The sequence below is a fragment of the Nocardia coubleae NBRC 108252 genome, from assembly GCF_001612805.1.
GTDB lineage: Bacteria > Actinomycetota > Actinomycetes > Mycobacteriales > Mycobacteriaceae > Nocardia > Nocardia coubleae.
Genome location: NZ_BDBD01000005.1, coordinates 25,371 through 48,070 on the forward strand (window position 1 = coordinate 25,371; position 22,700 = coordinate 48,070).

A 22,700-nucleotide genomic window follows, 5' to 3' on the forward strand; every position below is an offset into this window, starting at 1 on the left:
ATGTCCGTTCCCACCCTCGCTTCCCCGCGCACCGAGCGGCCCACCGGTGGCGTCCTCGACCCGACGTTGTTGCGCACGGCGCTGCCCGAGGCGATCCGCAAACTCGACCCGCGCACCCTCTGGAAGAACCCGGTCATGCTGATCGTGGAGATCGGCGCGGCGTGGTCGACCGTGCTGGCGGTCGCCGAACCGTCGTTGTTCGCCTGGGCCGTCGTCGCCTGGCTGTGGCTCACGGTGGTCTTCGCGAATCTGGCCGAGGCCGTCGCCGAGGGGCGCGGCAAGGCGCAGGCCGAGAGCCTGCGAAAGGCCAAGACCGACACCGTCGCCCGTCGGCTCACCGACTGGGTGCCGGGCGCCCCGCTCGTCGAGGAGCGGGTCGCCGCCCCTGCACTGCGTCGCGGTGACTTCGTGGTGGTGGAGGCCGGCCAGGTGATCCCCGGAGACGGCGATGTGGTCGAGGGCATCGCGTCGGTGGACGAATCCGCGATCACCGGTGAATCGGCGCCGGTGATCCGTGAATCAGGTGGCGACCGTTCGGCGGTCACCGGCGGCACCACCGTGCTCTCCGACCGCATCGTCGTCCGCATCACCCAGGAACCCGGCGCGAGTTTCATCGACAAGATGATCGCTCTGGTGGAAGGCGCGAACCGGCAGCGCACGCCCAACGAGATCGCGCTGAACATCCTGCTCGCCGCGCTGACGATCATCTTCGTGTTCGCGGTCGCGACCTTGCAGCCGCTGGCGATCTTCTCGAAGTCCAACAACCCGGGCGTGGCCGACACCCTGGCGCTCGACGGCGACGGCATCACCGGCATCGTGCTGGTGTCGCTACTGGTCTGCCTGATCCCCACCACCATCGGTGCCCTGCTCTCGGCGATCGGCATCGCCGGGATGGACCGGCTGGTGCAGCGCAATGTGCTCGCCATGTCGGGACGTGCGGTGGAGGCGGCGGGCGATGTGAACACGCTGCTGCTGGACAAGACCGGAACCATCACCCTCGGCAACCGTCAAGCCGCCGAATTCGTCACCGTGCCAGGGGTTCTCGACGACGAGCTGGCCGATGCGGCGCAGTTGTCGAGCCTGGCCGACGAAACCCCGGAGGGCCGCTCGATCGTCGTCCTCGCCAAGGAAGTGTTCAACCTGCGCGAGCGCGGCGCGGGCGAACTGCCGGGCGCCGTCTGGGTGGAGTTCACCGCCCAGACCCGCATGTCCGGCGTCGATCTCGCCGACGGGCGCCGTCTGCGCAAGGGCGCGGCCGGTGCCGTCGCCGAATGGGTTCGCGCGCAAGGCGGTTCGGTACCGGCCGAAGCGCCCACCATCGTCGACGGTATTTCCGCGTCCGGTGGAACACCGCTGATGGTCGGTGAGGTCGACGGCGGCACCGCCCGCGTGCTCGGCGTCGTCCACCTCAAAGACGTGGTCAAACAGGGCATGCGGGAACGCTTCGACGAAATGCGGCGGATGGGCATCCGCACGGTGATGATCACCGGCGACAACCCGTTGACCGCCAAGGCGATCGCGGACGAAGCGGGCGTCGACGACTTCCTTGCCGAGGCGACGCCGGAGGACAAACTCGCTCTCATCAAGAAGGAACAGAACGGGGGCCGCCTGGTCGCGATGACCGGCGACGGCACCAACGATGCCCCCGCCCTGGCCCAGGCCGATGTCGGCGTGGCCATGAACACCGGCACCTCGGCGGCCAAAGAGGCGGGCAATATGGTCGATCTGGATTCGGATCCGACCAAGCTGATCGAGATCGTGGAGATCGGCAAACAGCTGCTCATCACCCGTGGGGCGCTCACCACGTTCTCCATCGCCAACGACATCGCCAAGTACTTCGCGATCATCCCGGCCCTGTTCGTGCCGTTGTTCCCCGGACTGGACGCGCTGAACATCATGCGGTTGGCCAGTCCACAGTCGGCGATCCTGTCGGCGGTGATCTTCAACGCGATCGTCATCGTCGCGCTCATCCCGTTGGCTCTGCGCGGTGTCGGATACCGGCCCAGCAGCGCCTCGGTCCTGTTGCGCCGCAACCTGACTGTCTACGGGCTGGGTGGCATCGTCGCGCCGTTCCTCGGCATCAAAGCCATCGATCTGTTCGTCCAACTCCTTCCCGGGATGTCCTGACATGCGTACTTCGACCTGGTTCCGCCAGCACCTGGCCGCCCTGCGTGCCCTCCTGGTACTCACCGCGATCACCGGAATCATCTATCCCCTCGCGGTTTTCACGATCGCCCAGCTGCCCGGTCTGGATCACCGAGCCGCCGGATCGCTCGTCGAGCGGGACGGGAGGCTGGTGGGCTCGAGCCTGATCGGGCAGTCGTTCACCGATGCCGACGGCACCGCCCTCGGGCAGTACTTCCAGAGCCGTCCGTCCGCGGCGGGCGAGGGCTACGACCCGCTCGCCTCCGCCGCGAGCAATCTCGGCCCGGAGGACATCGTCGACACAACCGACCGGACCAGCCTGCTCACCACCGTCTGCGCGCGTTCCGTGGAGGTCGGCGACCGTGAGGGGGTCGACGGCCGTCGTCAGTTCTGCACGGAAAGCGGTGTGGGCGCGGTTGTCTCGGTGCTCGGTCCGCGCGATGCCGACGGTGACGTGTCGCGGCCGGAGCGGGTGGTCAGCGTCAACGAGCCGTGTCCGACGCGCCCCTTCACCGCAACCTTCCGTGGTGTCGCGGTGGAATGCGCGCGAACCGGCGAGGACTACTCGACGGGCGTGCTCGTTCCCGTCCGCGGCGACGCACCGACCCACCCGGCGGTGCCCGCCGACGCGGTGACGGCGAGCGGCAGCGGCCTCGACCCGCACATCTCCCCTGAATACGCCGCCATCCAGGTCGACCGGGTGGCCCGGGCGCGCGGCATTTCCCCCGAGCAGGTGCGCACGGTACTCATCGCGCACACCCACGGTCGCACGCTCGGCTTCCTCGGAGAACCGCGCGTGCACATCCTCGAGCTCAATCTCGCACTGGACGAACAGTTCCCGCTGTCGCGCTGAACGGATGCGCCGGGCACCACGGGGGTTCCCGGCGCATCGCCGCGCTATTCGATCACCAGCTCCCAACCCTCGGGCAGGCTCGCGGTGAGTATCTCGGTGCCACGCACTTCCATGTCGATCGTGTCGGTGCCGAGCCGGAAATCGGCCAGGCGCACGATGCCCCACGAGGCGGGCACGCGCGGACGGACCGTCAGGGTCTTGGCGGGGACGTCCGGGTCGATGCCGACGAAGGAGCGGATGAGCAGCAGCGGCGCGGCGCTGGCCCACGCCTGCGGGGAGCAGGAGGTGGGATACGGCACGGGTGCGGCGAAGCGTCCACGGGGGAAACCGCAGAACAGCTCCGGCAGGCGGCCGTCGAAAGCCGCTGCCGCGTCGAGCAGCCCGGCCGAGAGCTGGGTGGCCAGTTCGATCGCGCCCGGCACGTGCTGATACCGCATGAGTCCCGCCACCGCGATGGCCGTGTCGTGCGGCCACACCGAACCGCAGTGGTAGCTCATCGGGTTGTAGGCACCCATGTTGGAAGCCAGTGTGCGCAAACCGAAGCCGGAGTCCATCTCCGGCGAGGACAGGTGCCGGATCAGGATCTCGGCGTGCTCGTCGGTGGCGATTCCCGACCACAGGCAGTGGGCCGCGTTGCTGGTGAGCGCGTCGACCTGGCGCTTGTTGCCGTCCAAGGCCACGGCGTACCAACCACACTGGGGTAGCCAGAACTGCTCGGCGAATTTCGTGCGCAAGGCGACGGCGCGTTCGCGCATCTTGCGGGCCAGCGGTTCGTCGTCGAAGGCATCGGCGAGTTCGGCGCGCGCCAGCAGCGCCGCGTAGACGTACCCCTGCACCTCGCACAGCGCGATCGGCGCCTGCGCGAGCTGGCCGCTCGCGAAATTGATGCCGTCGAAGCTGTCTTTCCAGCCCTGGTTGATGAGTCCACGGTCGGTGGCGCGCACGTATTCGACGAAACCGTCGTCGTCGCGGTCACCGAAATCGGTGATCCAGCCGATGGCGGCGTCGGCGGCGGGCAGCAGGGTGGCGATCGACGCGGGATCAGCGCCCCAGCGCAGACATTCGGCGAGCAGCATCACGAACAGCGGGGTGGCGTCGACCGTGCCGTAGTAGATCTGGCCGCCGAGGACCTGCCCGACGGCCGGGCCACGCCGCATCTCGTGCATGATGCGGCCCGGTTCCTCCTCGACCAGAGGATCCACTGTCTCGCCTTGCAATTCGGCCAGCTGCTGCAGCGTGCCGAGGGCGAGGTCGGTTTCCAGCGGCAGCGACATCCAGGCGGTGAGCAAGGAGTCGCGGCCGAACAGGGTCATGAACCAGGGCGCGCCCGCCGCGACGAACGGCCGGCCGGTCCCGGAATCGCTGTGGATCTGCAGTGCGCCGAGATCGCTTTCGCTGCGTCGCAGTATCCGGTTGAGCATCAGGGAATCGCTGGTGATGTCGGTGGCCGTGGCCCGCCAGGCCTGGATCTTCTTCACCGGCTCGCTCGCCCGGTAGCGTTCGCCCACCGAACCCTGCATCGGCGGGCGCTGGGCCGCGCCCGCGGGCAGGGCCGCGATCTCGGTCTGCCAGCGACCACCCGCGGGCACGACGATGCGCCAGATCATGGTGCCGGGCAACACCATCGGCTCCACCGTCGAGGTGAGGGCGAGCCCGCGCGCCAGGTCGGCGCGGTCGTGCAGCAGCAGTTCGCCGTCGGCGGTGGTCATCTCCGCGCGGCGCCCGCCCGCACGGCCCTCCTTCACCGAGAACAGGTCGACGAAGTCGGCGTCGACGTGCACCTCGAGCACGACCGCGGTGGCTTCGCGGCTCATGTTCTCGAGAGTGATCACCTCGTGCATGCCTTCGGCGACGAGCCGGTCGCGCACCACGAGCAGGGTGCTGTCGGCCATGCCCGCCTGGGGCGGCCTGCGCAGCACGAAACGCGCCGCGAAGGCCTCCGGGCTCAGCACCGACAGCGGCTCGGGCTTCTTGCCGTCGACCAGCAGTTCCCAGCGCGAGATGACCCGCGCGTCACGAAAGAACAAACCCTGCGGTTTGCCCGGCTCCACGTCACCGAGCCGGTCCGAGAGGCAGAAGGTGCCGCCCTCGACCAGGGTCACATTGCCGCCGTGGCCGCCGAGCCCGGCCGGTTCACCCGCGTTCAGCGGAGTCGGGCTCGGCTGCGCGTCGCTGTGGCTCATGCGCGCCCGGTGGTCGCCGCGACGGACGGCATCGCGAAGGCGCCGCCGTATCCGATCGTGGTGCGCGCCAGAATTTCCCGGTACACCTGTTCGTAGCCACGGCCGAGGGTGTCGGCACCGAAGTTCGCCTCCACGTGCGCCCGGCAGGCGGCCGGGTCGTAGGTGGCGACCTCGTGGATCGCGGCGGGCAGTTCGGCGGGATCCTCGCAGATGCGCGCGGTGACTCCGTCGACCAGCACCTCGCTCACCGCGCCGCCGCGCAGGGCGACAACCGGTGTGCCACAGACCATTGCCTCGATCATCACCATGCCGAACGGCTCCTCCCAGCGAATGGGGAACAGCAGACACCGAGCTCCGGCCAACAGTTTACGCTTGGCGGTCGCGTCGGCGAGGCCGAATACATGATCGTCCGCGGTGAGCCGGGGGCGCACGTATTCCTCGAAGTAGGCCTTTTCCGGCGGTTCGGAGCACTTGCCCGCCAGGATCAGCGGGATGCCGGCCTCGTGGGCGGCGTCGAGGGCCAGGTGCGGGCCCTTGTCCATCGAGAAGCGGCCGAGGAACAGCGCGTAGTTGTCCTTCTCCGGCTGGAAGGGCCACTGATCCGGACGGAGCGCGTTGTGCACGCGACCGGCCCAGCCCAGATCCGGCGCCAGTTCGCGCTGCCGATCGCTGATGGCGATCAGCGAGCACTCCTCGCCGAGTTCGCGGTAGTAGCGGTAGCAGTCGTCCTGGACGGGGCCGTGGACGGTGACCACGGTCGGCAGGCCGAGATTGGCGTAGGCGGGGGCGTTGAGCGGTCCGGCGAACGTGTGGTCGTGCACCAGGTCGATGCCCTCGGTGTCGGCCAGTCGCTCGATCGCGCGGCGCACGCGCAGCGCGTGGACCACCTCCGGGAACGGGTCGCCGAGCCGCTCGGGCACGATCCGGTCCCACAGCGGGACGAAATTCGCTTTGGTACCGGCCTCGCCCGCACCGAACAGGGTGACGTGATGGCCGCGCTCACACAGGGAATCGACCAATTCGGCGACAACGGCTTCCACCCCGCCGTACGCCTTGGGGGGAACATCGAAATACGGTGGCACGACCATCGCAATTCGCAGTGGGCCACCATTGTGCTCGATCGAATAGAGATCAGAACTGGAGAACCCGGTCGGCGACATTGCCGACATATCTGTACTCATGACCTTCCTTCCAGGGACACAACCTCGCAACACTTGCGCGAACAAGAGATGGCCGCCTCGGCGGGGTGGAGACCGAGAGCTTCACCGCCGTCCATGGGGCATGGTTGGCCTGGCCAGGCGCGGAGCGCACCGCTGGGGTGCCCGCCTGATCAGAGGGGCCGTCAAGAAACGTACCCCGCTACCGGAAAGTAAACCAGCATGTTGCTGGTTTTGTTGTACGCGATTCCCTGCCGCGACAGCAGATTCCGCCGTCACGGCCGGTCTACGCCGTACAGAGAATTGTCACGGCCGAGTCGCGCTGCGGTCAACCGGCGGCCGTAGCGCATCGAGCGACCGACCAGCACACTTCGATTACGGTTCGCATTCTGATCGCTTGGCCAACTCCAGGCAGGCGATGCCGCCGAATTCGGCGACGACGAGCCGCCCGTCACCATAGACGAGATAGTCGACGAATTTCGCGGCGAGCGATCCGGCGGGCATGTTGCCGCCCGGGTAGTCGTGGAAGGCGAATTCCACCGAGTAGAACGGGTAGCTGCGGTCGGCCACATGGGTTTTGGTCGCCGGCTGCCCATCGATGGTCACCGCGCGCAACCCCTCGCCGACGGTCGTCGCCTCGAGATAGCCCACCGCACCCGGCGTCGCGGCGACCACCTCGGCCATCTCCCCGGTCGAGCCGACCTCGCAGTGCACCAGTCGCGATCTGCCCGCACAGAATTCGGGATGATAGAGCGGGCGCTGCCAGTCGAGCAGCCGGGCTTCGAGGGCGAACCGCGACCCCGACCCGTGCTGGCGATCCACCACGACCACGGGCAGATCCGGACCACCGAGCATTCGCCAGTTGTCGATCTCGCCACGGAACAGGCGCTGGATCTGCGTGGTCGACAGATCGGCGATGCCGAGGTCCGGGTGGGTGACGACGGCGAACGGCGCCACCGCGAACGGTGTTTCGAACAGGTCGGGGAAGGTGTCGCGCTTGGGGCCCTCACCGATGGCGACGGTGTTCGGTGCTTGCTCCGGTTTGTCGAGGACACGCAGACCGTCGCTGGTACCGGCGAAATCGAAGGTGAATTCGGCACCGGAACAGTGTGTTTCGTAGTTTTCGGCGACCTCGCGGACCATCTTCTCCATGGCGGTGGAGCCGACGAGGGTGAGGTTGCCGTCGGCGCAATAGCTCGGTGGCGGGTCGGTGCGCGTCAGGGCAACGCCGAGCTGGACCAGGACGAGGACCAGTAGGAAGACGCTGAGCGCGATCAAGGGCCACGATCGCGAGCCGCTGCGCGTCGTTTTCGCCTGCTGCGCACTACCGCGCAGGCCTGTCAGCGTCGGCTTGTCGAACGCGGCGAGCCCGCGTTTGTTGTTCAGGACGGCGAGGATCTTGTAGTGGCCCTTACGGTCGATCGGCGCCTTCGGCAGGTCGACGATGCCTTCGAGCGTGTCGCCCGCATCGACGTTGCGCCAACCTATTCCCGACTCCGGCCCGAGGCTGCCCGCGTAGACGCCATCCAGTTCCGTGACCGCGACCGCGACCACCTGACGGCCCGGAAATGTCAGGTGCAGACCGGCTTTCGGAAGAGCGGGGTCGGCAAGGGCGTAATCGTCCTTTTCGATGGGCAGCGACCCGACATTCTCGATGCGCACCAGTGCCAGCGACAACTTGTGCAGTTCCAAGTCGTCGCCGCCGGGCGCCCCTGTCTGCAGATTCCGCAACGCCCCGGTGACATCGACCTCCCCCGGCGAACTCGGCGCGGGAAACTGGATCTGCCCGGTCACCGGGGTGTCCATCTGCACCCGGAACCCGATGCGCTTGTAACCGGGGAACACGAACTGCCGCAGGAAGGTCGCGACCGCGACCACCACGCCGAGCACCGACAGCACGATCTCGATCGGAAAGTTCACCAGTCCCCCACGCCACTCGTCCGAATCGAGTTGTATCAGAGGGAAACCCGTCGCCCGGCCGCCGACATCAGCTGTTGGGCAAACCTTCACCCAGCGGATTCCGCCGTCCAGGCGAGCAGGTCGTCCAGCGGCCACGTATTGACGACCCGATCCGCCGTCACCCCGTGCGCGACGGCGCGTTCGCATCCGTAGCCCTGCCAGGACAACTGGCCCGGTGCGTGGGCGTCGGTGTCGATGCTGAAGTAGCAGCCGACCTCGACGGCGAGGTCGATCAGCCGACCAGGTGGGTCGCGGCGTTCGGGGCGGCTGTTGATCTCCACGGCCGTGCCGTACTTGCGGCACGCCTCGAAGACGAGTTCGGCGTCGAACTGGGATTCGGGGCGGGTGCCGCGCCCGCCTTCCACGAGCCGGCCGGTGCAGTGGCCGAGCACGTCGACGTTCGGGTCGGCCACGGCGTAGACCATGCGTTTGGTCATGGTCGCGCTGTCATCGCGCAGGTGCGAGTGCACGCTGGCGACCACGATGTCGAGCCGTTCGAGCAGGTCGGCGCGCTGGTCGAGGGTGCCGTCGTCGAGGATGTCGACCTCGATGCCGGTGAGGATGCGGAAGGGGGCGAGTTCGTCGTTGAGTTCGGCGATCACGTCGAGCTGACGAAGCAACCGTTCGGCCGACAACCCGTTGGCGACTTTCAGGCGCGGGGAGTGGTCGGTGAGTGCGCAGTACTCGTGGCCGAGTGCGGCTGCCATGCGCATCATCTCGCCGATCGGGCTGCCGCCGTCGGACCAGTCCGAGTGGGTGTGCAAGTCACCGCGCAGCACGGTGCGCAGGGGTTCGCCCGCGGGACCGATGGGTTCGGCGGCGGCGCGCAGGTCGGCCAGGTAGGCGGGGATCTCACCGGCACAGGCCTGTTCGATGACCGTGGCGGTCTTGGGTCCGATACCGGGCAGGTCCTGCCAGCTGTGTTCGGCCGCGCGCGAGGCTCTTTCGCCCTCCGACAGCCCCTCGACCACGTCGGCGGCCCGCCGGTAGGCCTTCACGCGATGGGTCTGGGCGCGCGATCGTTCGAGCCAGAACGCGATCTCGCGCAGGGCGGCAACCGGATCGAGGCCCGTCATCGCTACCGGATCCGGCCGTACTTGAGGAAGGCGACACCGTCGGAATACACCCGGCTGGTGATCACCCGGAAGCGTTCGGGCTCGGGCAGTTTCATGCCCCCACCGAACAGTGGCCTGCCGGTGCCGAGCAGCACCGGATACAGCTTCAGGAACACCTGATCGATCTCGGGCAGCAGTGTCTGGGCGAGTTCACCGCCACCGCAGAGCCAGATACCCAGGCCCGCTTGCTTTTTGAGATCGCGCACCGCCGCGACCGGATCGCCCGAGATCACCTCGACACCGGGTGCAGGCGGCTCGGGCATCGTCGTCGACACGACGAACTGGCGCAGATGCTCGTACGGGCTCGCGGTGCCGGTGCGTACCCCGAAGTCGTGCGCCTTGCGCCCCATGATGACGGTGTCGAAGTAGATGTTGCCCGCCGCGACCCCGCGCGCCTCGCGCACCTTGGTCGGCAGTGTCTCCGGGTATTGCGAGATGATCGATGGCACGTGATCACCGCCCACCGGGAAGAAGTCCACCGACCCGTCCTCGGCGGCGATGAAGCCGTCGATCGTCGATGCCACGAAATACGTCAGCTTGCGCATACCCGTCCTCCTGGGACCCCACCTGCGGCAGATCTGTCAGGGAAACGGTATCGCGCGGCGATCAGCGCCGACGAGGCTTCCGCTGACACGTCGGACAGGAAAACGACGAGCGATTCATGAATTGCTCACGGATCAGCAGCGCCCCGCACCGGTCGCACGGTTCGTTCTCGCGGCCGTAGGCGGCCAGTGACCGGGAGAAATACCCGGATTCGCCGTTCACGTTCACATACAGCGCGTCGAAGGAGGTGCCGCCGACGGCCAGTGCCTCGGTCATCACGGCGGTGACGGCGTCGAGCAGGGTGCGCAGCGCGGGACGGGTCAGGCTCGCGGCGATGCGGGTGCCGTGCAAGCCTGCCCTCCACAGGGCCTCGTCGGCATAGATGTTCCCGATGCCCGAGACCACGGTCTGATCGAGCAGCACCCGTTTGATCTCGGTGTTCTTGGCCCGGATCGCGGCGACGACGGCTTCGCGATCGAAACGCGGATCGAGCGGGTCACGGGCGATGTGGGCGACCGTGTCGGGGACGACGCTCCCGTCGACCTCGACGAGACCGGCCAGCGACCACCCGCCGAACGTGCGCTGGTCGACGAACCGCAATTCGGCACCGTCGTCGAGGACCGCCCGGATATGGGCGTGCTTCTCGACGGGCGCGGCAGCGGGTTGAACGAGCATCTGCCCGCTCATCCCCAGATGCACCACCAGCGCGGTGTCTGAAGCACTCCCGCGTGGTGACACCGCACTACCGGCTTGGTGCGGACCAGCGCCCCGAGACGTGCTCGGCGCGGAGTGCCTGCGTGGATCAGCGATATCGGGCTCGTCGAAGGTGAGCCAGAGATACTTGCCGCGGCGGTAGGCGGCGTCGATGCGCAGCCCGGTGAGCTGCGCGGACAGGTCGGCCGGACCCGCCACATGCCTGCGCACAGCACGCGGATGGGTGACGGTCACGTCCTTAATGACCCGGTCGACGGCGTGCTCGGCCAAACCGCGCCGCACCACCTCGACTTCGGGAAGTTCGGGCACGTCAGGCTTGGGCGGCTTCGTCCGCGGCGGCGGTCTTCTCGGTGAGCGCCTTGTAGGCGGCACCGGCGGCCTTCTGCTCGGCTTCCTTCTTGGAGCGGCCGACACCCGAACCGTACGGATTCCCGGCGATCACCGTGGTTGCGGTGAACTCCTTGTTGTGATCCGGGCCGGTGGAGGTGATCTCGTAGGCGGGCACACCGAGACCGCGTTCGGCGGTGAGTTCCTGCAAGCTGGTCTTCCAGTCGAGGCCCGCGCCCATGCGTGGACCGCGCTCGAGGAGATCGGCGAACAGGCGAAGCACCACACCACGCGCGACCTCGATGCCGTGCTCGAGGTGCACCGCACCGAGCAGCGACTCCATGCCGTCGGCGAGGATGCTCGGCTTGTCGCGGCCGCCGGTGAGCTCTTCGCCCTTGCCGAGCAGCAGGTATTGACCGAGTCCGCCGTCGCCGAGGCCACGCGCCACTTCGGCGAGCGCGTGCATGTTCACCACACTGGCGCGCAGCTTCGCGAGTTCACCCTCGGACTTCTCCGGGTGCTCGGTGTAGAGGCGTTCGGTGATGCTCAGGCCGAGCACCGAGTCGCCGAGGAATTCCAGGCGCTCGTTGGTCGGCAGGCCACCGTTCTCGTACGCGTACGACCGGTGCGTCAGCGCGAGGCGCAGAAGCTCCGGTCGTACGTCGACACCGAGGGCGGCGAGGAGACTGGCGTGATCGGTCACGTCGCTACGTTTGATCGGACGATCAGACAGCAGCGGTGACCTGGCGGCCCTTGTAGGTACCGCAGGACGGGCACGCGATGTGCGGGAGGGTCTTCTCACCGCAGGCACGGTTCGGGCAGGTCACCAGGGTCGGCGCGACGGCCTTCCACTGGCTGCGCCGCGACCGGGTGTTGGAACGGGACATCCGGCGCTTGGGAACAGCCACGGCTACTTCTCCTCTTGGTTTTCGCTGACCACACGGGCGTCGTCTGCCCCGGGAGCGGATCGGTCTTGGGGGGTGGAACCCTCGGCGGGATCGCCGGTGCCGGGCGCCTCGGTGGCGAACGATGCCAACTTGGCCCAGCGGGGATCCAGTATCTCATGCCCATGATCGGGACCGGCAATCGCCATCCGCACACCGCATTCGGGGCACAGGCCCGCGCAGTCCGGCGTGCACAGCGGCTGCAGCGGAAGCTCCAGCCCGATGGCGTCGAGAATCACCGGCTCGAGGTCGATGAGGTCGTCTTCCATGCGGTAGACCTCGGCGTCCTCGGTCGTCTGCTCGGTCTTGCTGTCCGGATACGCGAACAGTTCCGTCAGACGAACCTCGACCCGGTCCTCGAACGGCTCGAGGCAGCGCGAGCACTCCCCGACCGTCGGCCCGGACACCGTGCCGGTGACCAGCACGCCCTCCGAGACGGCCTGCAACTGCAGGTCCAGGTCCACCTCGGCGTCGGCCGGGATGGCGATCAGGTCGAGACCCATCCGCTCGTGCTCGGTGACGGTGCGCCGCACCTCCCGCATGGTTCCCGGCCGACGGCCGAGATTGCGGACATCCAGCACGAAACCCGCGTCGGACACAGGACCGTTGCTGGTCTTGTGCGGACGCGAAGGCGAACCGGAACGGGCGGACATCACAAACTCACTTCTGCTGAGGGGATCGTGGGCAACCACTCAACAGTAATGCAGGACCCCGCCCGAATTCAAAACGTCACCGGCGGTGCTCGGCCGCGTATTCGGGATAGTCGGGCGCCGGAGCGCCGCGCATGTGCCTGCGGCCCCGGGTGATCGTGCGCCGGGTGGTGGTGAGCGTCTCCTCGAGTGCGGCGAGTTTGCCGTCGAATTCGGCCATCCGCTGATCGACGTATTCGTCGCATTCGGCGCGGACCCGGTCGGACTCGGCCTGCGCCTCGTCGATCAGGCGCGCGGACTCGGCGTGCGCGGCCCGCACCACCTCGGTCTGCGAGACCAGCCGGGCCTGCTCGGCCTCGCCGTCGGCGACCGAGCGTTCGTAGGAGGCCTTGCCCGCCTCGATGGCGCGGTCGGCATCGATCTGGGCGCGGCCGGTGAGTTCGTCGTATTCGGCGTTGCCGTCGGCGACCACCTGGTCGGCCTCGGCCTGCGCGGCGGCGACGAGCCGGTCGGCGTGCGCCGTGGCCTCGGCGACCATGCGGTCGGCGTGGGCTTTGGCGTCGGCCAGGATCCGGTCGGCCTCGGCGCGGGCGTCCTCGACGGTGGTTCGGGCCTGTTCGTTGGCGGAGGTGATGGTGGTCTCGGCGCCGGCGCGGGCGTCGCCGACGATCTTGTCGCGGTGGTCGAGCACGTCCTGGGCGTCGTCGAGTTCGCCGGGCAGGGCGTCACGGACGTCGTCGAGGAGTTCGAGGACGTCGCCTCGGGGCACGATGCAGCTGCGGGTCGGCGGGATGCCGCGCGCCTCCTCGACGATGGCGACGAGCTCGTCGAGTGCTTCGAATACGCGATACATGCTCACTACCCTCCTGCGGACTCACGGCGAAACGGCTACCGCCGTGCCCAGTCTGCCCGTGATCGGCCGGTGTGCCGAATGTCGGCGCGGTGTGTCGCGACAGTGTCCGAGATCGCACGAATATCAAGTGGAGTGCAACCCTCCACTTCGCTACGATCGAAGGGCACGACAACGGCGTCGACGCCTGTACCGCGATCGGAGCGATCATGACCGTCCTGGAAACACCGAAGTATCCGGTGACGAGCGTTTTCACACCCTGGTTCGCCCCGTACCCGACGACGATGCCCGCCGCACCCGCGGCCCACCCCCGGCTCGACCGCACCCTCGAGTACCTGCGCGGTGACCGCGCCTTCCCCCAGCTCATCCGCTTCGCCCTGGTCGGCGGCGCCAGCAATATCGCCTACGTGCTGCTGTTCTTCACGATGATCGGCACGGGCCCGCTGGTGGCCAATGTAGTCGGCTCGATCGTGAGCACCGTGATCGCCAACGAACTGCACCGTCAGCTCACCTTCCACGCCGCCGATCGCGTCGGCTGGTTCACCGCGCAGTGGGAAGGCGGTGGGCTCGCCCTGCTCGGGCTGGTGATCACGACGGCGAGCCTCGGCGCGCTCGGCGTCTGGGCCCCTGGTCTCGGCGATGTCGCCCAAGCGCTGGCCGTTCTCACCATCACCGCCGCCGTCGGCGGTCTGCGCTTCCTGGCGCTACGGGGCTTCGTCTTCTAGCCGCGCCGCTCGGCCAAGCGGTCGAGGAGGCGCTTGTGGACGGCCGGGGGGAGCATGTCGGTGACGTCGCCGCCGTAGGCCGCTACTTCCTTCACCAGGGAGCTGGACAGGAAGCTCAGTGACGGGTTGGTGGCGATGAAGAAGGTGTCGACGCCCGCCAGTTTGTGGTTCATCTGGGCCATCTGCAGTTCGTAGCCGAAGTCACCCGCGTCGCGCAGACCCTTGACGATCGCCGTGACGCCCACCTGCTTGGCGAAGTCGACGGTGAGCCCCTGCCACGACGCGACGCGGACGTTGGGCAGATGCGCCACCGATTCGCGCAGCAGTTCCATGCGCTCCTCGACGGTGAACATGCCCTGCTTCTTGGGGTTCACCATCACGGTGACGATGACCTCGTCGAATTGCGCGGCGGCGCGGGTGAACACGTCGAGGTGACCGTTGGTGACCGGGTCGAAGGAACCGGGGCACAGTGCTGCAGCAGCCATAGCTCAGACGCTAGCACCGAACTCGGCGAGCTCGATCCTCGTCTCCCCGTATTTGCGTGCCTTCAGCACCGAATACCCTGCGGGCCAGGTGATTTCGGGCGATCGGATGGAACGTTCGACCACCACGAGCGCCTCGGGGGCGAGCCAGCCGTGTTCGGCGAGGGCGCGCAGGTCGGCGGTGACGTCGTCGGTGCTCACGTCGTAGGGCGGGTCGGAGAACACCACGTCGTAGGCCACGGGAGCCGGACGCGCCAGCACCGAGGCGACGCTGCCGAGCCGCAGTTCGGCGCCGGGCAGGTTCAGCTCGGCGATATTGGCGCGCACCACCCCGCCCGCCTTGCGATCGGCCTCGATCAGCAGCGCCTGGGACGCGCCGCGCGAGAGCGCTTCCAGCCCGAGTGCCCCCGACCCGGCGTACAGGTCGAGTACCCGTGCGCCGTCGAGATCGAGCCGGGCGTCGATCGCGCTGAACAACGCCTCACGCACCCGGTCGGAGGTGGGCCGGGTACCGGCGGGCGGCACCGCGAGGCGCCGCCCGCCGGCCACACCGGCGATGATGCGGGTCATTCCGACTCGCGCGCGGCCAGTTCCACCAGCAGATCCCCACCTTCGACCTGCTGCACCTTGGCGGTGGCGATGCGCCGGACCACACCGGCGCGCGGCGCGGTGATGGCCGCTTCCATCTTCATGGCCTCGATGGTGCCGACGGTGTCACCGGCGTTGATGGTGTCGCCCTCGGTGACCGCGAGAGTGACCACACCGGCGAACGGTGCCGCGATGTGACCGGGGTTGTTCTTGTCGGCCTTCTCGGCGGCGGGCACCTCGGAGGCGACCGACCGGTCGCGCACCGCGATCGGGCGCAGCTGCCCGTTCATGATGCACATGACCGTGCGCATGCCCTTCTCGTCCGGCTCGGAGATGGCTTCCAGGCCGATGAGCAGGGTGACGCCCTTCTCCAGCTGCACCCGGTGCTCCTCGCCGCGGCGCAGACCGTAGAAGAACTGGTTCTCCGACAGGCCGGTGGTGTCGCCGTACTTGTCGCGGTGGGCCAGGAACTCGGCGGTCGGGCCGGGGAACAGCAGCCGGTTGAGGGTGGCGCGCCGCTCTTCGGAGGTGCCGTCGAGCCCGGCCTGATCGGCCGGGGTGAGCGGGGTTTCCGGCTTGGGTTCGTTGCGGCCGGCCAGGGCTTTGCTGCGGAACGGTTCGGGCCAGCCACCGGCCGGTTCGCCGAGTTCGCCGCGCAGGAACCCGATCACCGAGTCCGGGATGTCGTAGCGGCCGGGGTCGGCGGCGAAGTCCTCGATGTCGACACCGGAACCGACCAGGGCGAGGGCCAGGTCGCCGACGACCTTCGACGACGGCGTCACCTTGATGAGGCGGCCCAACAGCCGGTCGGCTGCCGCGTACTTGGCCTCGACCTCCTCGAACCGGTCACCGAGGCCGAGCGCGATCGCCTGCTGACGCAGGTTCGACAGCTGACCGCCGGGGATCTCGTGGGTGTACACGCGCCCGGTCGGTGCGGGCAGCCCCGACTCGAACGGCGCGTACACCTTGCGCAGCGCCTCCCAGTACGGCTCGAGATCGCACACGTTCTGCAGGTTCAGGCCGGTATCGCGCTCGGTGTGCGCGGCCGCGGCGACGATCGCCGACAGCGCGGGCTGCGACGTGGTACCCGCCATCGCGGCGCTCGCGCCGTCGACCGCGTCGGCACCGGCCTGCCAGGCGGCGAGGTAGGTGGCGAGCTGACCGCCGGGTGTGTCGTGGGTGTGCACGTGCACGGGCAGATCGAAGTTGCTGCGCAGCGCGGTGACCAGCTTCGCGGCCGCCGGTGCGCGCAGCAGACCGGCCATGTCCTTGATGGCCAGCACGTGGGCGCCTGCGTCGACGATCTGCTCGGCCAGCTTCAGGTAGTAGTCGAGCGTGTAAAGCTGCTCGTCCGGATTGAGCAGGTCGCCGGTGTAGGACATGGCGACCTCGGCGATCGAGGTACCGGTCTCGCGGACCGCGTCGATGGCCGGGCGCATCTGGTCGACATTGTTGAGCGCGTCGAAGATGCGGAAGATGTCGATGCCGGTGGTGGCGGCCTCGGACACGAACGCCCGCGTCACCTGTTCCGGGTACGGCGTGTAGCCGACGGTGTTGCGGCCGCGCAGCAGCATCTGCAGACAGATGTTCGGCACCGCCTCGCGCAGCGCGGCGAGGCGCTCCCACGGATCCTCGTGCAGGAAGCGAAGCGCCACATCGTAAGTCGCGCCGCCCCACGCCTCGATCGACAGCAGCTCGGGGGTGAGCCGGGCGACGTGGCCCGCCACACCGAGCAGGCCGTTGGTGCGCACCCGGGTGGCAAGCAGCGACTGATGCGCGTCGCGGAAGGTGGTGTCGGTGACGCCGACGGCCTTCTGCTCGCGCAGGGCCTTCGCGAAACCTTCCGGTCCGAGGGCGAGCAGCCGCTGCCGCGAACCGTCCGGCGGCGGCACCGTCAGGTCGACGGCGGGCAGCTTGTCGTAGGGGTACACCGTGGTCGGGCGGTCACCGTTGGGCTTGTTGACGGTGACATCGGCCAGGTAGGTCAGGATCTTGGTGCCACGGTCGGCCGACCCGCGCGAGGTGAGCAGCTCCGGGCGCTCGTCGATGAACGAGGTGGTCACCCGGCCCGCCTGGAAATCGGGGTCGTCGAGCACCGACAGCAGGAACGGGATATTGGTCGTCACGCCACGGATGCGGAACTCGGCCAGCGCGCGGCGGGCACGAGCGGCGGCGGCGGGCAGGTCGCGGCCGCGGCAGGTGAGCTTGACCAGCATGGAGTCGAAGTAGGCGCCGATCTCCGCGCCCAGGTTCGCGCCGCCGTCGAGACGGATGCCCGCGCCGCCGGGCGTGCGGTAGGCGGTGATGCGCCCGGTGTCGGGACGGAAACCGTTGGCCGGGTCCTCGGTGGTGATGCGGCACTGCAGCGCGGCGCCGCGGATCGCCACCTTGTCCTGGCTCAGGCCCAGGTCGGCGAGGGTTTCCCCGGCCGCGATGCGCAACTGCGACTGCACCAGGTCGACGTCGGTGATCTCCTCGGTCACCGTGTGCTCCACCTGGATGCGCGGGTTCATCTCGATGAACACGTGGTTGCCGCGCTCGTCGAGCAGGAACTCGACGGTGCCCGCGTTGCTGTACCCGATCTGGCGGGCGAAGGCGACGGCGTCGGCGCAGATCCGCTCGCGCAGCGCCGGGTCGAGGTTCGGGGCGGGCGCGAGCTCGATGACCTTCTGGTGGCGGCGCTGCAGCGAGCAGTCGCGCTCGAACAGGTGCATCACATTGCCGTGCTGGTCGGCCAGGATCTGCACCTCGATGTGGCGCGGGTTGACCACCGCCTGCTCGAGGAACACCGTCGGGTCGCCGAAGGCCGACTCGGCCTCGCGCGAGGCCGCTTCGATCGACTCGCGCAGTTGCTCCGGCGCGGCGACCCGGCGCATGCCGCGCCCGCCACCACCGGCCACGGCCTTGACGAAGATCGGGTACTCGAGCTGCTCGGACGCGGCGAGCAGCTCGTCGATGTCGGCACTCGGTTCGCTCGACTTCAGCACCGGCAGACCGGCGGCCCGGGCGGCCTCGATGGCAGTCGCCTTGTTGCCCGCCATCTCCAGGACCTGGGCCGACGGGCCGATGAAGGTGATGCCCTCGCGTGCGCAGGCCGCGGCGAGGTCGGGGTTCTCCGACAGGAATCCGTAGCCGGGGTAAATGGCGTCGGCGCCCGCGCTCTTGGCCGCGTCGATGATCGCCTCGATCGAGAGGTACGCCCGGACCGGGTGCCCCTCCTCGCCGATCTGATACGACTCGGCCGCCTTCAGCCGGTGGACGGAGTTGCGGTCCTCGTGCGGGAAGACCGCGACCGTTCCGATGCCGAGTTCGTAGGCCGCGCGGAAGGCACGGATAGCGATCTCGCCGCGATTGGCGACCAAGACTTTCGAGAACATTGGACCACGGTACCCGGCCGCATCGACCCGTCCGGCACGCAAGGTGGGTTCGCAGCATTCTTCACCGCCGCCCCCGCCCACCTGCGAACCGGCGGTTACGCGGCCGTCACATCTCACTGCGGCGCGCCGCCTCCGGTGCGATCGGCACCGATGATCGCTTCGCATGTTACGCACGAGTAATCCACGACAGAATCCCTTGCGGGACTGCACTTCTCCTAGGGCATTCCACACTTTCAGCGAACATTGCGAACCGGCGGCGCTAGGATCCTGGCGTGCGGAAGATGTACGCGGGGGCCAGACTTCGACGGCTACGCGAAGAACGACGGATGACCCAGGCCGCGCTGGCCAAATCGCTCGATCTCTCGCCGAGTTACCTCAACCAGCTCGAGCGCGATCAGCGTCCGCTCACCATTCCCGTTCTGCTGAAACTGAATTCGACCTTCGACCTGGACGTGCAGTTCTTCGCCGCCGATTCCGACGCGCGGCTGGTCTCGGACCTGCACGAGGTGCTCGTCGAGGCGGCGGGTGGCGGTGACACCGCACCGATCACCGAGGTGGAGGAGCTGGCCACCCGGTTGCCGGAGGTGGCGCGGATCGTCATCGCCATGCACCGGCGGCTGCGCGCGGCCACCGATCAGCTCGATCTGCTCTCCTCCCGCGTCGATACCCCGACCGGCGCGCCGGGCACACCGCTGCCCTACGAGGATGTCCGGGACTTCTTCTACGACCACCGCAATCACATCGCCACCCTCGATCACGCCGCCGAGCAGCTGTTCGAGGAATCGGGGCTGAGCATCGGTTCGCTTGACCGGCAGCTGGCGCGGATCGCCGAGGAGCGGGCGGGCGTCACCGTGCTCGTGCGAGGCGACGGCGCCGACCCGTCCATCCCCAAACGCCACTACGACCCGGATACCCGCACGCTCACCCTGGCCAGGCGACTGCGGCCCGGGCAGCGCGCGTTCCAGATCGCGTCCACTCTCGGCCTGCTGCTCTACGGCCGCGAGATCGACAATGTGCTCGCCGAATCCCGGGCGCTGGTCGGGGAGTCGCGCACGCTGGCGCGGGTGGGGCTGGCCAACTACTTCGCCGGGGCGCTGATCCTGCCCTACGGGCGGTTCCTGCGGTCGGCCGAGGAACTGCGCTACGACGTCGACCTGCTCGGGTTGCGATTCGAAGTGGGGTTCGAAACGGTGTGCCACCGGCTGGCGACGCTGCAACGACAGGGTCAGCGCGGGGTGCCGTTCTTCCTGGTACGCACCGACCGTGCAGGCAACATCTCGAAACGGCAGTCGGCCACGGCCTTTCATTTCTCCCGCGTCGGCGGCAACTGCCCGCTGTGGGTCACCCACGAGGCCTTCGCCCATCCGGGACGGATCCTCACTCAGGTCGCGGAGATGCCCGACGGGCGCCGCTACCTGTGGATCGCGCGCACCACACCCGCCACGGCACAGGGATACGGCACCGCGGCGAAGAACTTCGTCGTCGCGCTCGGGTGCGATATCGAGTACGCCGACCGGCTGGTGTACTCGCAGGGGATGCAAGTGGACGACCCGAATATCGCCGTGCCGATCGGGGCCGGGTGCAAGGTGTGCGAGCGGCCCGCCTGCCCGCAGCGGGCGTTCCCGCAGATCGGCCGGCCGCTGGCGGTCGCCGAGCACACGGCGACCGACCTGCCGTACCCGCGTCTGCCGCGGTGAACCCTGCCGGTTCTCCCCTGCGCCGAGCCTCGGCGGCTGGTAGGCGTGCGGGCGGTTTCACGAACATCGCCCGCGCCGAACGTCTGTGCGGCGGCGCCGGGAAAACCGCGTGGTCCTCTCGGAACTCCTAAGACTTGGCGAGGTACTCGAGTCGTTCGCCGTCGACAGCGGCGTTCATCATTCCCGCCAGGCCTGGGTGTTTCTCCAAGCCCGGGTCCTCGGCGACGATCCGGCGGGCCAGGTCCTGGGCGGCGGTGATCACCTCGAGGTCGTCGAGCAGGGAGAGCAGGCGCAGCGAGCGCGCGGTGCCGGACTGGGCCGAGCCGAGCACGTCGCCCTCACGGCGCTGGCGCAGATCGAGGACCGACAGTTCGAAGCCGTCGGTGGTGGCGGCCACCGCTTCCAACCGGGCCATCGCGGTGCCGCCGGGTGCGGCATCGGTGACCAGCAGGCACAGGCCGGGGTGTTTGCCGCGGCCGATGCGCCCGCGCAGCTGGTGCAGCTGGCTCACGCCGAACCGGTCGGCGTCGACGATCACCATCACGGTGGCGTTCGGCACGTCGACACCGACCTCGACGACGGTGGTGCACACCAGCACGTCGATCGCGCCGTCGTTGAACTGGCGCATCACGTGGTCTTTCTCGTCGGACGGCAACCGCCCGTGCAGCAGTCCCACGCGCACACCCGCGAGCGGCCCGGTACTCAGCGTCTCGTACATGTCGACCGCGGCCTGGGTCGTCGGGCCTTCCTTCTCTTCGGCCTTCTTCCCCTTGGCCGGTGGCGCGTCCGGGTCCTCGCCAATGCGCGAGCACACCACATAGGCCTGCCTGCCCTGGCCGACCTCTTCCACGATGCGCTCCCATGCCCGCTCGACCCAGGCGGGATGCAGTTTGCGCGCAACGACTTTCGAGGTGATCGGCGAACGGCCCTTGGGCAACTGGGTGAGCGTAGAAGTTTCCAGATCACCGAGGGTCGTCATCGCGATCGTGCGTGGGATAGGGGTGGCGGTCATGACGAGCAGATGCGGACTCACGCCGCCTTTCGCCTTGGCGCGCAGCGCGTCTCGCTGCTCCACGCCGAAACGGTGCTGTTCGTCGACCACCACGAGACCGAGGTCGAAGAACTCGACCGCGTCCTGGATGAGGGCATGGGTGCCGATGACGATGCCCGCCTCACCGGTCACCGCGTCGAGCAGCGCGGACTTCTTCGCCGCCGCCGACATGGAGCCGGTGAGCAACACCACCTTGGTCGAGTTCTCGGCCGCGCCGAGTTCGCCCGCGGTGCCGAGATCGCCGAGCATCGCTCGCAGCGACCGGTAGTGCTGCGCGGCAAGAACTTCCGTCGGAGCGAGCAGGGCGCACTGGCGACCGGCGTCCACCGCTTGGAGCATGGCGTGCAGGGCGACGATCGTCTTGCCCGAACCCACCTCGCCCTGCAGCAGGCGATGCATGGGGCGGGTGCGCGACATGTCGTCGGAGATCTCGTCGATCACCTGCCGCTGCCCTTCGGTGAGTCCGAAGGGCAGTCGTTCATCGAAGTCGGCGGCGATGCCGTCGGTGCGTGGCGGGCAGGCGGGCGCGGTACGACCCTCCACCTCGTGACGGCGTTCGGCCAGCACCAGTTGCAGGGCGAGTGCCTCGTCGAAACGTAGACGGTCCCGTGCCCGCTCGATATCGAGCTTGTGTTCGGGCAGGTGGATCAGGCGCAGAGCGTCCGACACCTCGAGCAGGTTGCGCTCCTCGCGCAGGTCGGCCGGGAGCGGGTCGTCGATCGGGTCGAGCTGGTCGAGGACCTGCCGGATACAGGCCAGCAGATCCCAGCTCTGCACCTTCGCCGTCGCCGGATACACCGGGACGAACTCGCGCTCGAAGAACGAAGCGTCCACTCCCCCGGCACCTTTGGCGCTCTGAGCCAGCCCACGCAACGCACCGCTGCCGCGCACCGACGTGAGCTGCTCCACGCCCGCCTCGGCCTTGTCGGGCAGGATCAGGTAGTCGGGGTGCGAGAGGTTCCAGCGGTCGGGACGCCACCAGTGCACCGTGCCCGACATCATCGCCCGCACACCGTCTTTCACCAGGTAACGGACCTTGTCGCCGTTGAAGAAGGTGGCCTCGATCGGTCGGGTGGCGCCGGTGTCGAGCTGTACCTTCAGCAGCGAGCCGCGGCGGTTCTTCATCGGGCGCAGTTCGGTTTTCGTGATCCGGCCGATGACGGTGATGTGGGCGCCCTCTTCCGGTTCCTCCTCCGTCAGCGGCTGGCCCTGGGTGGCGTAGCGCGCCGGGTAGTGGCGCAGCAGGTCTTCGACGGTGGTCATGTCGAAGGCTTCGGCCAGGCGGTCGGCGGCCTTCACGCCGAGTACGTGGTCGAGCCGGTCGCTCAGTGTCGTCATCG

Annotated in this window: 18 protein-coding genes; 4 read left to right on the top strand and 14 right to left on the bottom strand. The window is 68.5% G+C overall.

Translation table 11 applies throughout. The annotated features are described in order from the left end of the window. Both kdpB and NCO8_RS04930 read left to right on the top strand, forming a co-directional pair. Window positions 1-2,127, top strand: coding sequence for a potassium-transporting ATPase subunit KdpB (kdpB, locus tag NCO8_RS04925; protein ID WP_067636782.1), 2,127 nt, complete (start codon window positions 1-3; stop codon window positions 2,125-2,127). Window position 2,128: 1 nt separating this feature from the next. Continuing rightward, on the top strand, window positions 2,129-2,998 hold the full coding sequence (locus tag NCO8_RS04930) for a potassium-transporting ATPase subunit C (RefSeq protein ID WP_067636784.1): 870 nt from the start codon (window positions 2,129-2,131) through the stop codon (window positions 2,996-2,998). 44 nt (window positions 2,999-3,042) lie between these two features. On the opposite strand, the gene NCO8_RS04935 is transcribed toward NCO8_RS04930, so the two are convergent. From NCO8_RS04935 to NCO8_RS04980, 10 genes are all read right to left on the bottom strand, one after another. Beyond that, window positions 3,043-5,181 (bottom strand): amylo-alpha-1,6-glucosidase, encoded by a 2,139-nt coding sequence (locus NCO8_RS04935; protein ID WP_067493389.1) that lies wholly within the window; start codon window positions 5,179-5,181, stop codon window positions 3,043-3,045. Next, window positions 5,178-6,341, bottom strand: coding sequence for a glycosyltransferase family 4 protein (locus NCO8_RS04940; RefSeq protein ID WP_067636786.1), 1,164 nt, complete (start codon window positions 6,339-6,341; stop codon window positions 5,178-5,180). Before NCO8_RS04940 ends, NCO8_RS04935 begins: the two co-directional genes overlap by 4 nt. Window positions 6,342-6,713: 372 nt before the next feature. Next, complete coding sequence (locus NCO8_RS04945; protein ID WP_067636788.1) at window positions 6,714-8,258, bottom strand: substrate-binding domain-containing protein; 1,545 nt, start codon at window positions 8,256-8,258, stop codon at window positions 6,714-6,716. An 86-nt stretch (window positions 8,259-8,344) separates the two neighbouring features. Continuing rightward, window positions 8,345-9,373: a PHP domain-containing protein gene (locus tag NCO8_RS04950; RefSeq protein ID WP_067636791.1), complete on the bottom strand. Its 1,029-nt coding sequence runs from the start codon at window positions 9,371-9,373 to the stop codon at window positions 8,345-8,347. A gap of 2 nt (window positions 9,374-9,375) precedes the next feature. Then, complete coding sequence (locus NCO8_RS04955; protein ID WP_067636794.1) at window positions 9,376-9,957, bottom strand: dihydrofolate reductase family protein; 582 nt, start codon at window positions 9,955-9,957, stop codon at window positions 9,376-9,378. A gap of 61 nt (window positions 9,958-10,018) precedes the next feature. Then, window positions 10,019-10,978 carry a bifunctional DNA-formamidopyrimidine glycosylase/DNA-(apurinic or apyrimidinic site) lyase gene (gene mutM, locus NCO8_RS04960; RefSeq protein ID WP_067636796.1) on the bottom strand — a complete coding sequence of 320 codons (960 nt, stop codon included), beginning with the start codon at window positions 10,976-10,978 and terminating at the stop codon, window positions 10,019-10,021. A gap of 1 nt (window position 10,979) precedes the next feature. Then, window positions 10,980-11,699, bottom strand: a complete 720-nt coding sequence (gene rnc, locus NCO8_RS04965; protein WP_225279164.1) for a ribonuclease III — start codon at window positions 11,697-11,699, stop codon at window positions 10,980-10,982. Between the two features lie 22 nt (window positions 11,700-11,721). Continuing rightward, the gene (gene rpmF, locus NCO8_RS04970) at window positions 11,722-11,904 is read right to left on the bottom strand and encodes a 50S ribosomal protein L32 (RefSeq protein ID WP_022565580.1); all 183 of its coding nucleotides are present in this window, start codon (window positions 11,902-11,904) and stop codon (window positions 11,722-11,724) included. A 2-nt stretch (window positions 11,905-11,906) separates the two neighbouring features. Next, window positions 11,907-12,593, bottom strand: a complete 687-nt coding sequence (locus NCO8_RS04975; protein WP_067636798.1) for a YceD family protein — start codon at window positions 12,591-12,593, stop codon at window positions 11,907-11,909. Between the two features lie 76 nt (window positions 12,594-12,669). Next, on the bottom strand, window positions 12,670-13,443 hold the full coding sequence (locus tag NCO8_RS04980; protein WP_067493372.1) for a DivIVA domain-containing protein: 774 nt from the start codon (window positions 13,441-13,443) through the stop codon (window positions 12,670-12,672). Between the two features lie 206 nt (window positions 13,444-13,649). Between NCO8_RS04980 and NCO8_RS04985 the strand changes: the two genes are divergently transcribed. Then, the gene (locus tag NCO8_RS04985) at window positions 13,650-14,165 is read left to right on the top strand and encodes a GtrA family protein (protein ID WP_067636892.1); all 516 of its coding nucleotides are present in this window, start codon (window positions 13,650-13,652) and stop codon (window positions 14,163-14,165) included. Here NCO8_RS04985 and coaD read toward each other — a convergent pair. From coaD to NCO8_RS05000, 3 genes are read right to left on the bottom strand one after another with little or no spacing between them, the layout of a single operon-like run. Beyond that, window positions 14,162-14,650 (bottom strand): pantetheine-phosphate adenylyltransferase, encoded by a 489-nt coding sequence (gene coaD, locus NCO8_RS04990; RefSeq protein WP_067636799.1) that lies wholly within the window; start codon window positions 14,648-14,650, stop codon window positions 14,162-14,164. The two genes, NCO8_RS04985 and coaD, sit on opposite strands and share 4 nt — an antisense overlap. A 3-nt stretch (window positions 14,651-14,653) precedes the next feature. Next, window positions 14,654-15,217, bottom strand: coding sequence for a 16S rRNA (guanine(966)-N(2))-methyltransferase RsmD (gene rsmD, locus NCO8_RS04995; protein WP_067636802.1), 564 nt, complete (start codon window positions 15,215-15,217; stop codon window positions 14,654-14,656). Next, a complete protein-coding gene (locus tag NCO8_RS05000) occupies window positions 15,214-18,612 on the bottom strand; it encodes a pyruvate carboxylase (RefSeq protein WP_067636804.1) in 3,399 nt (1,132 codons plus the stop codon). Before NCO8_RS05000 ends, rsmD begins: the two co-directional genes overlap by 4 nt. A 272-nt stretch (window positions 18,613-18,884) precedes the next feature. Here NCO8_RS05000 and NCO8_RS05005 point away from each other — a divergent pair, with 272 nt between their 5' ends. After that, a complete protein-coding gene (locus tag NCO8_RS05005; protein WP_084456592.1) occupies window positions 18,885-20,309 on the top strand; it encodes a short-chain fatty acyl-CoA regulator family protein in 1,425 nt (474 codons plus the stop codon). Between the two features lie 127 nt (window positions 20,310-20,436). On the opposite strand, the gene recG is transcribed toward NCO8_RS05005, so the two are convergent. Next, on the bottom strand, window positions 20,437-22,698 hold the full coding sequence (gene recG / locus NCO8_RS05010) for an ATP-dependent DNA helicase RecG (RefSeq protein WP_067636806.1): 2,262 nt from the start codon (window positions 22,696-22,698) through the stop codon (window positions 20,437-20,439). Between the last annotated feature and the right edge of the window lie 2 nt (window positions 22,699-22,700).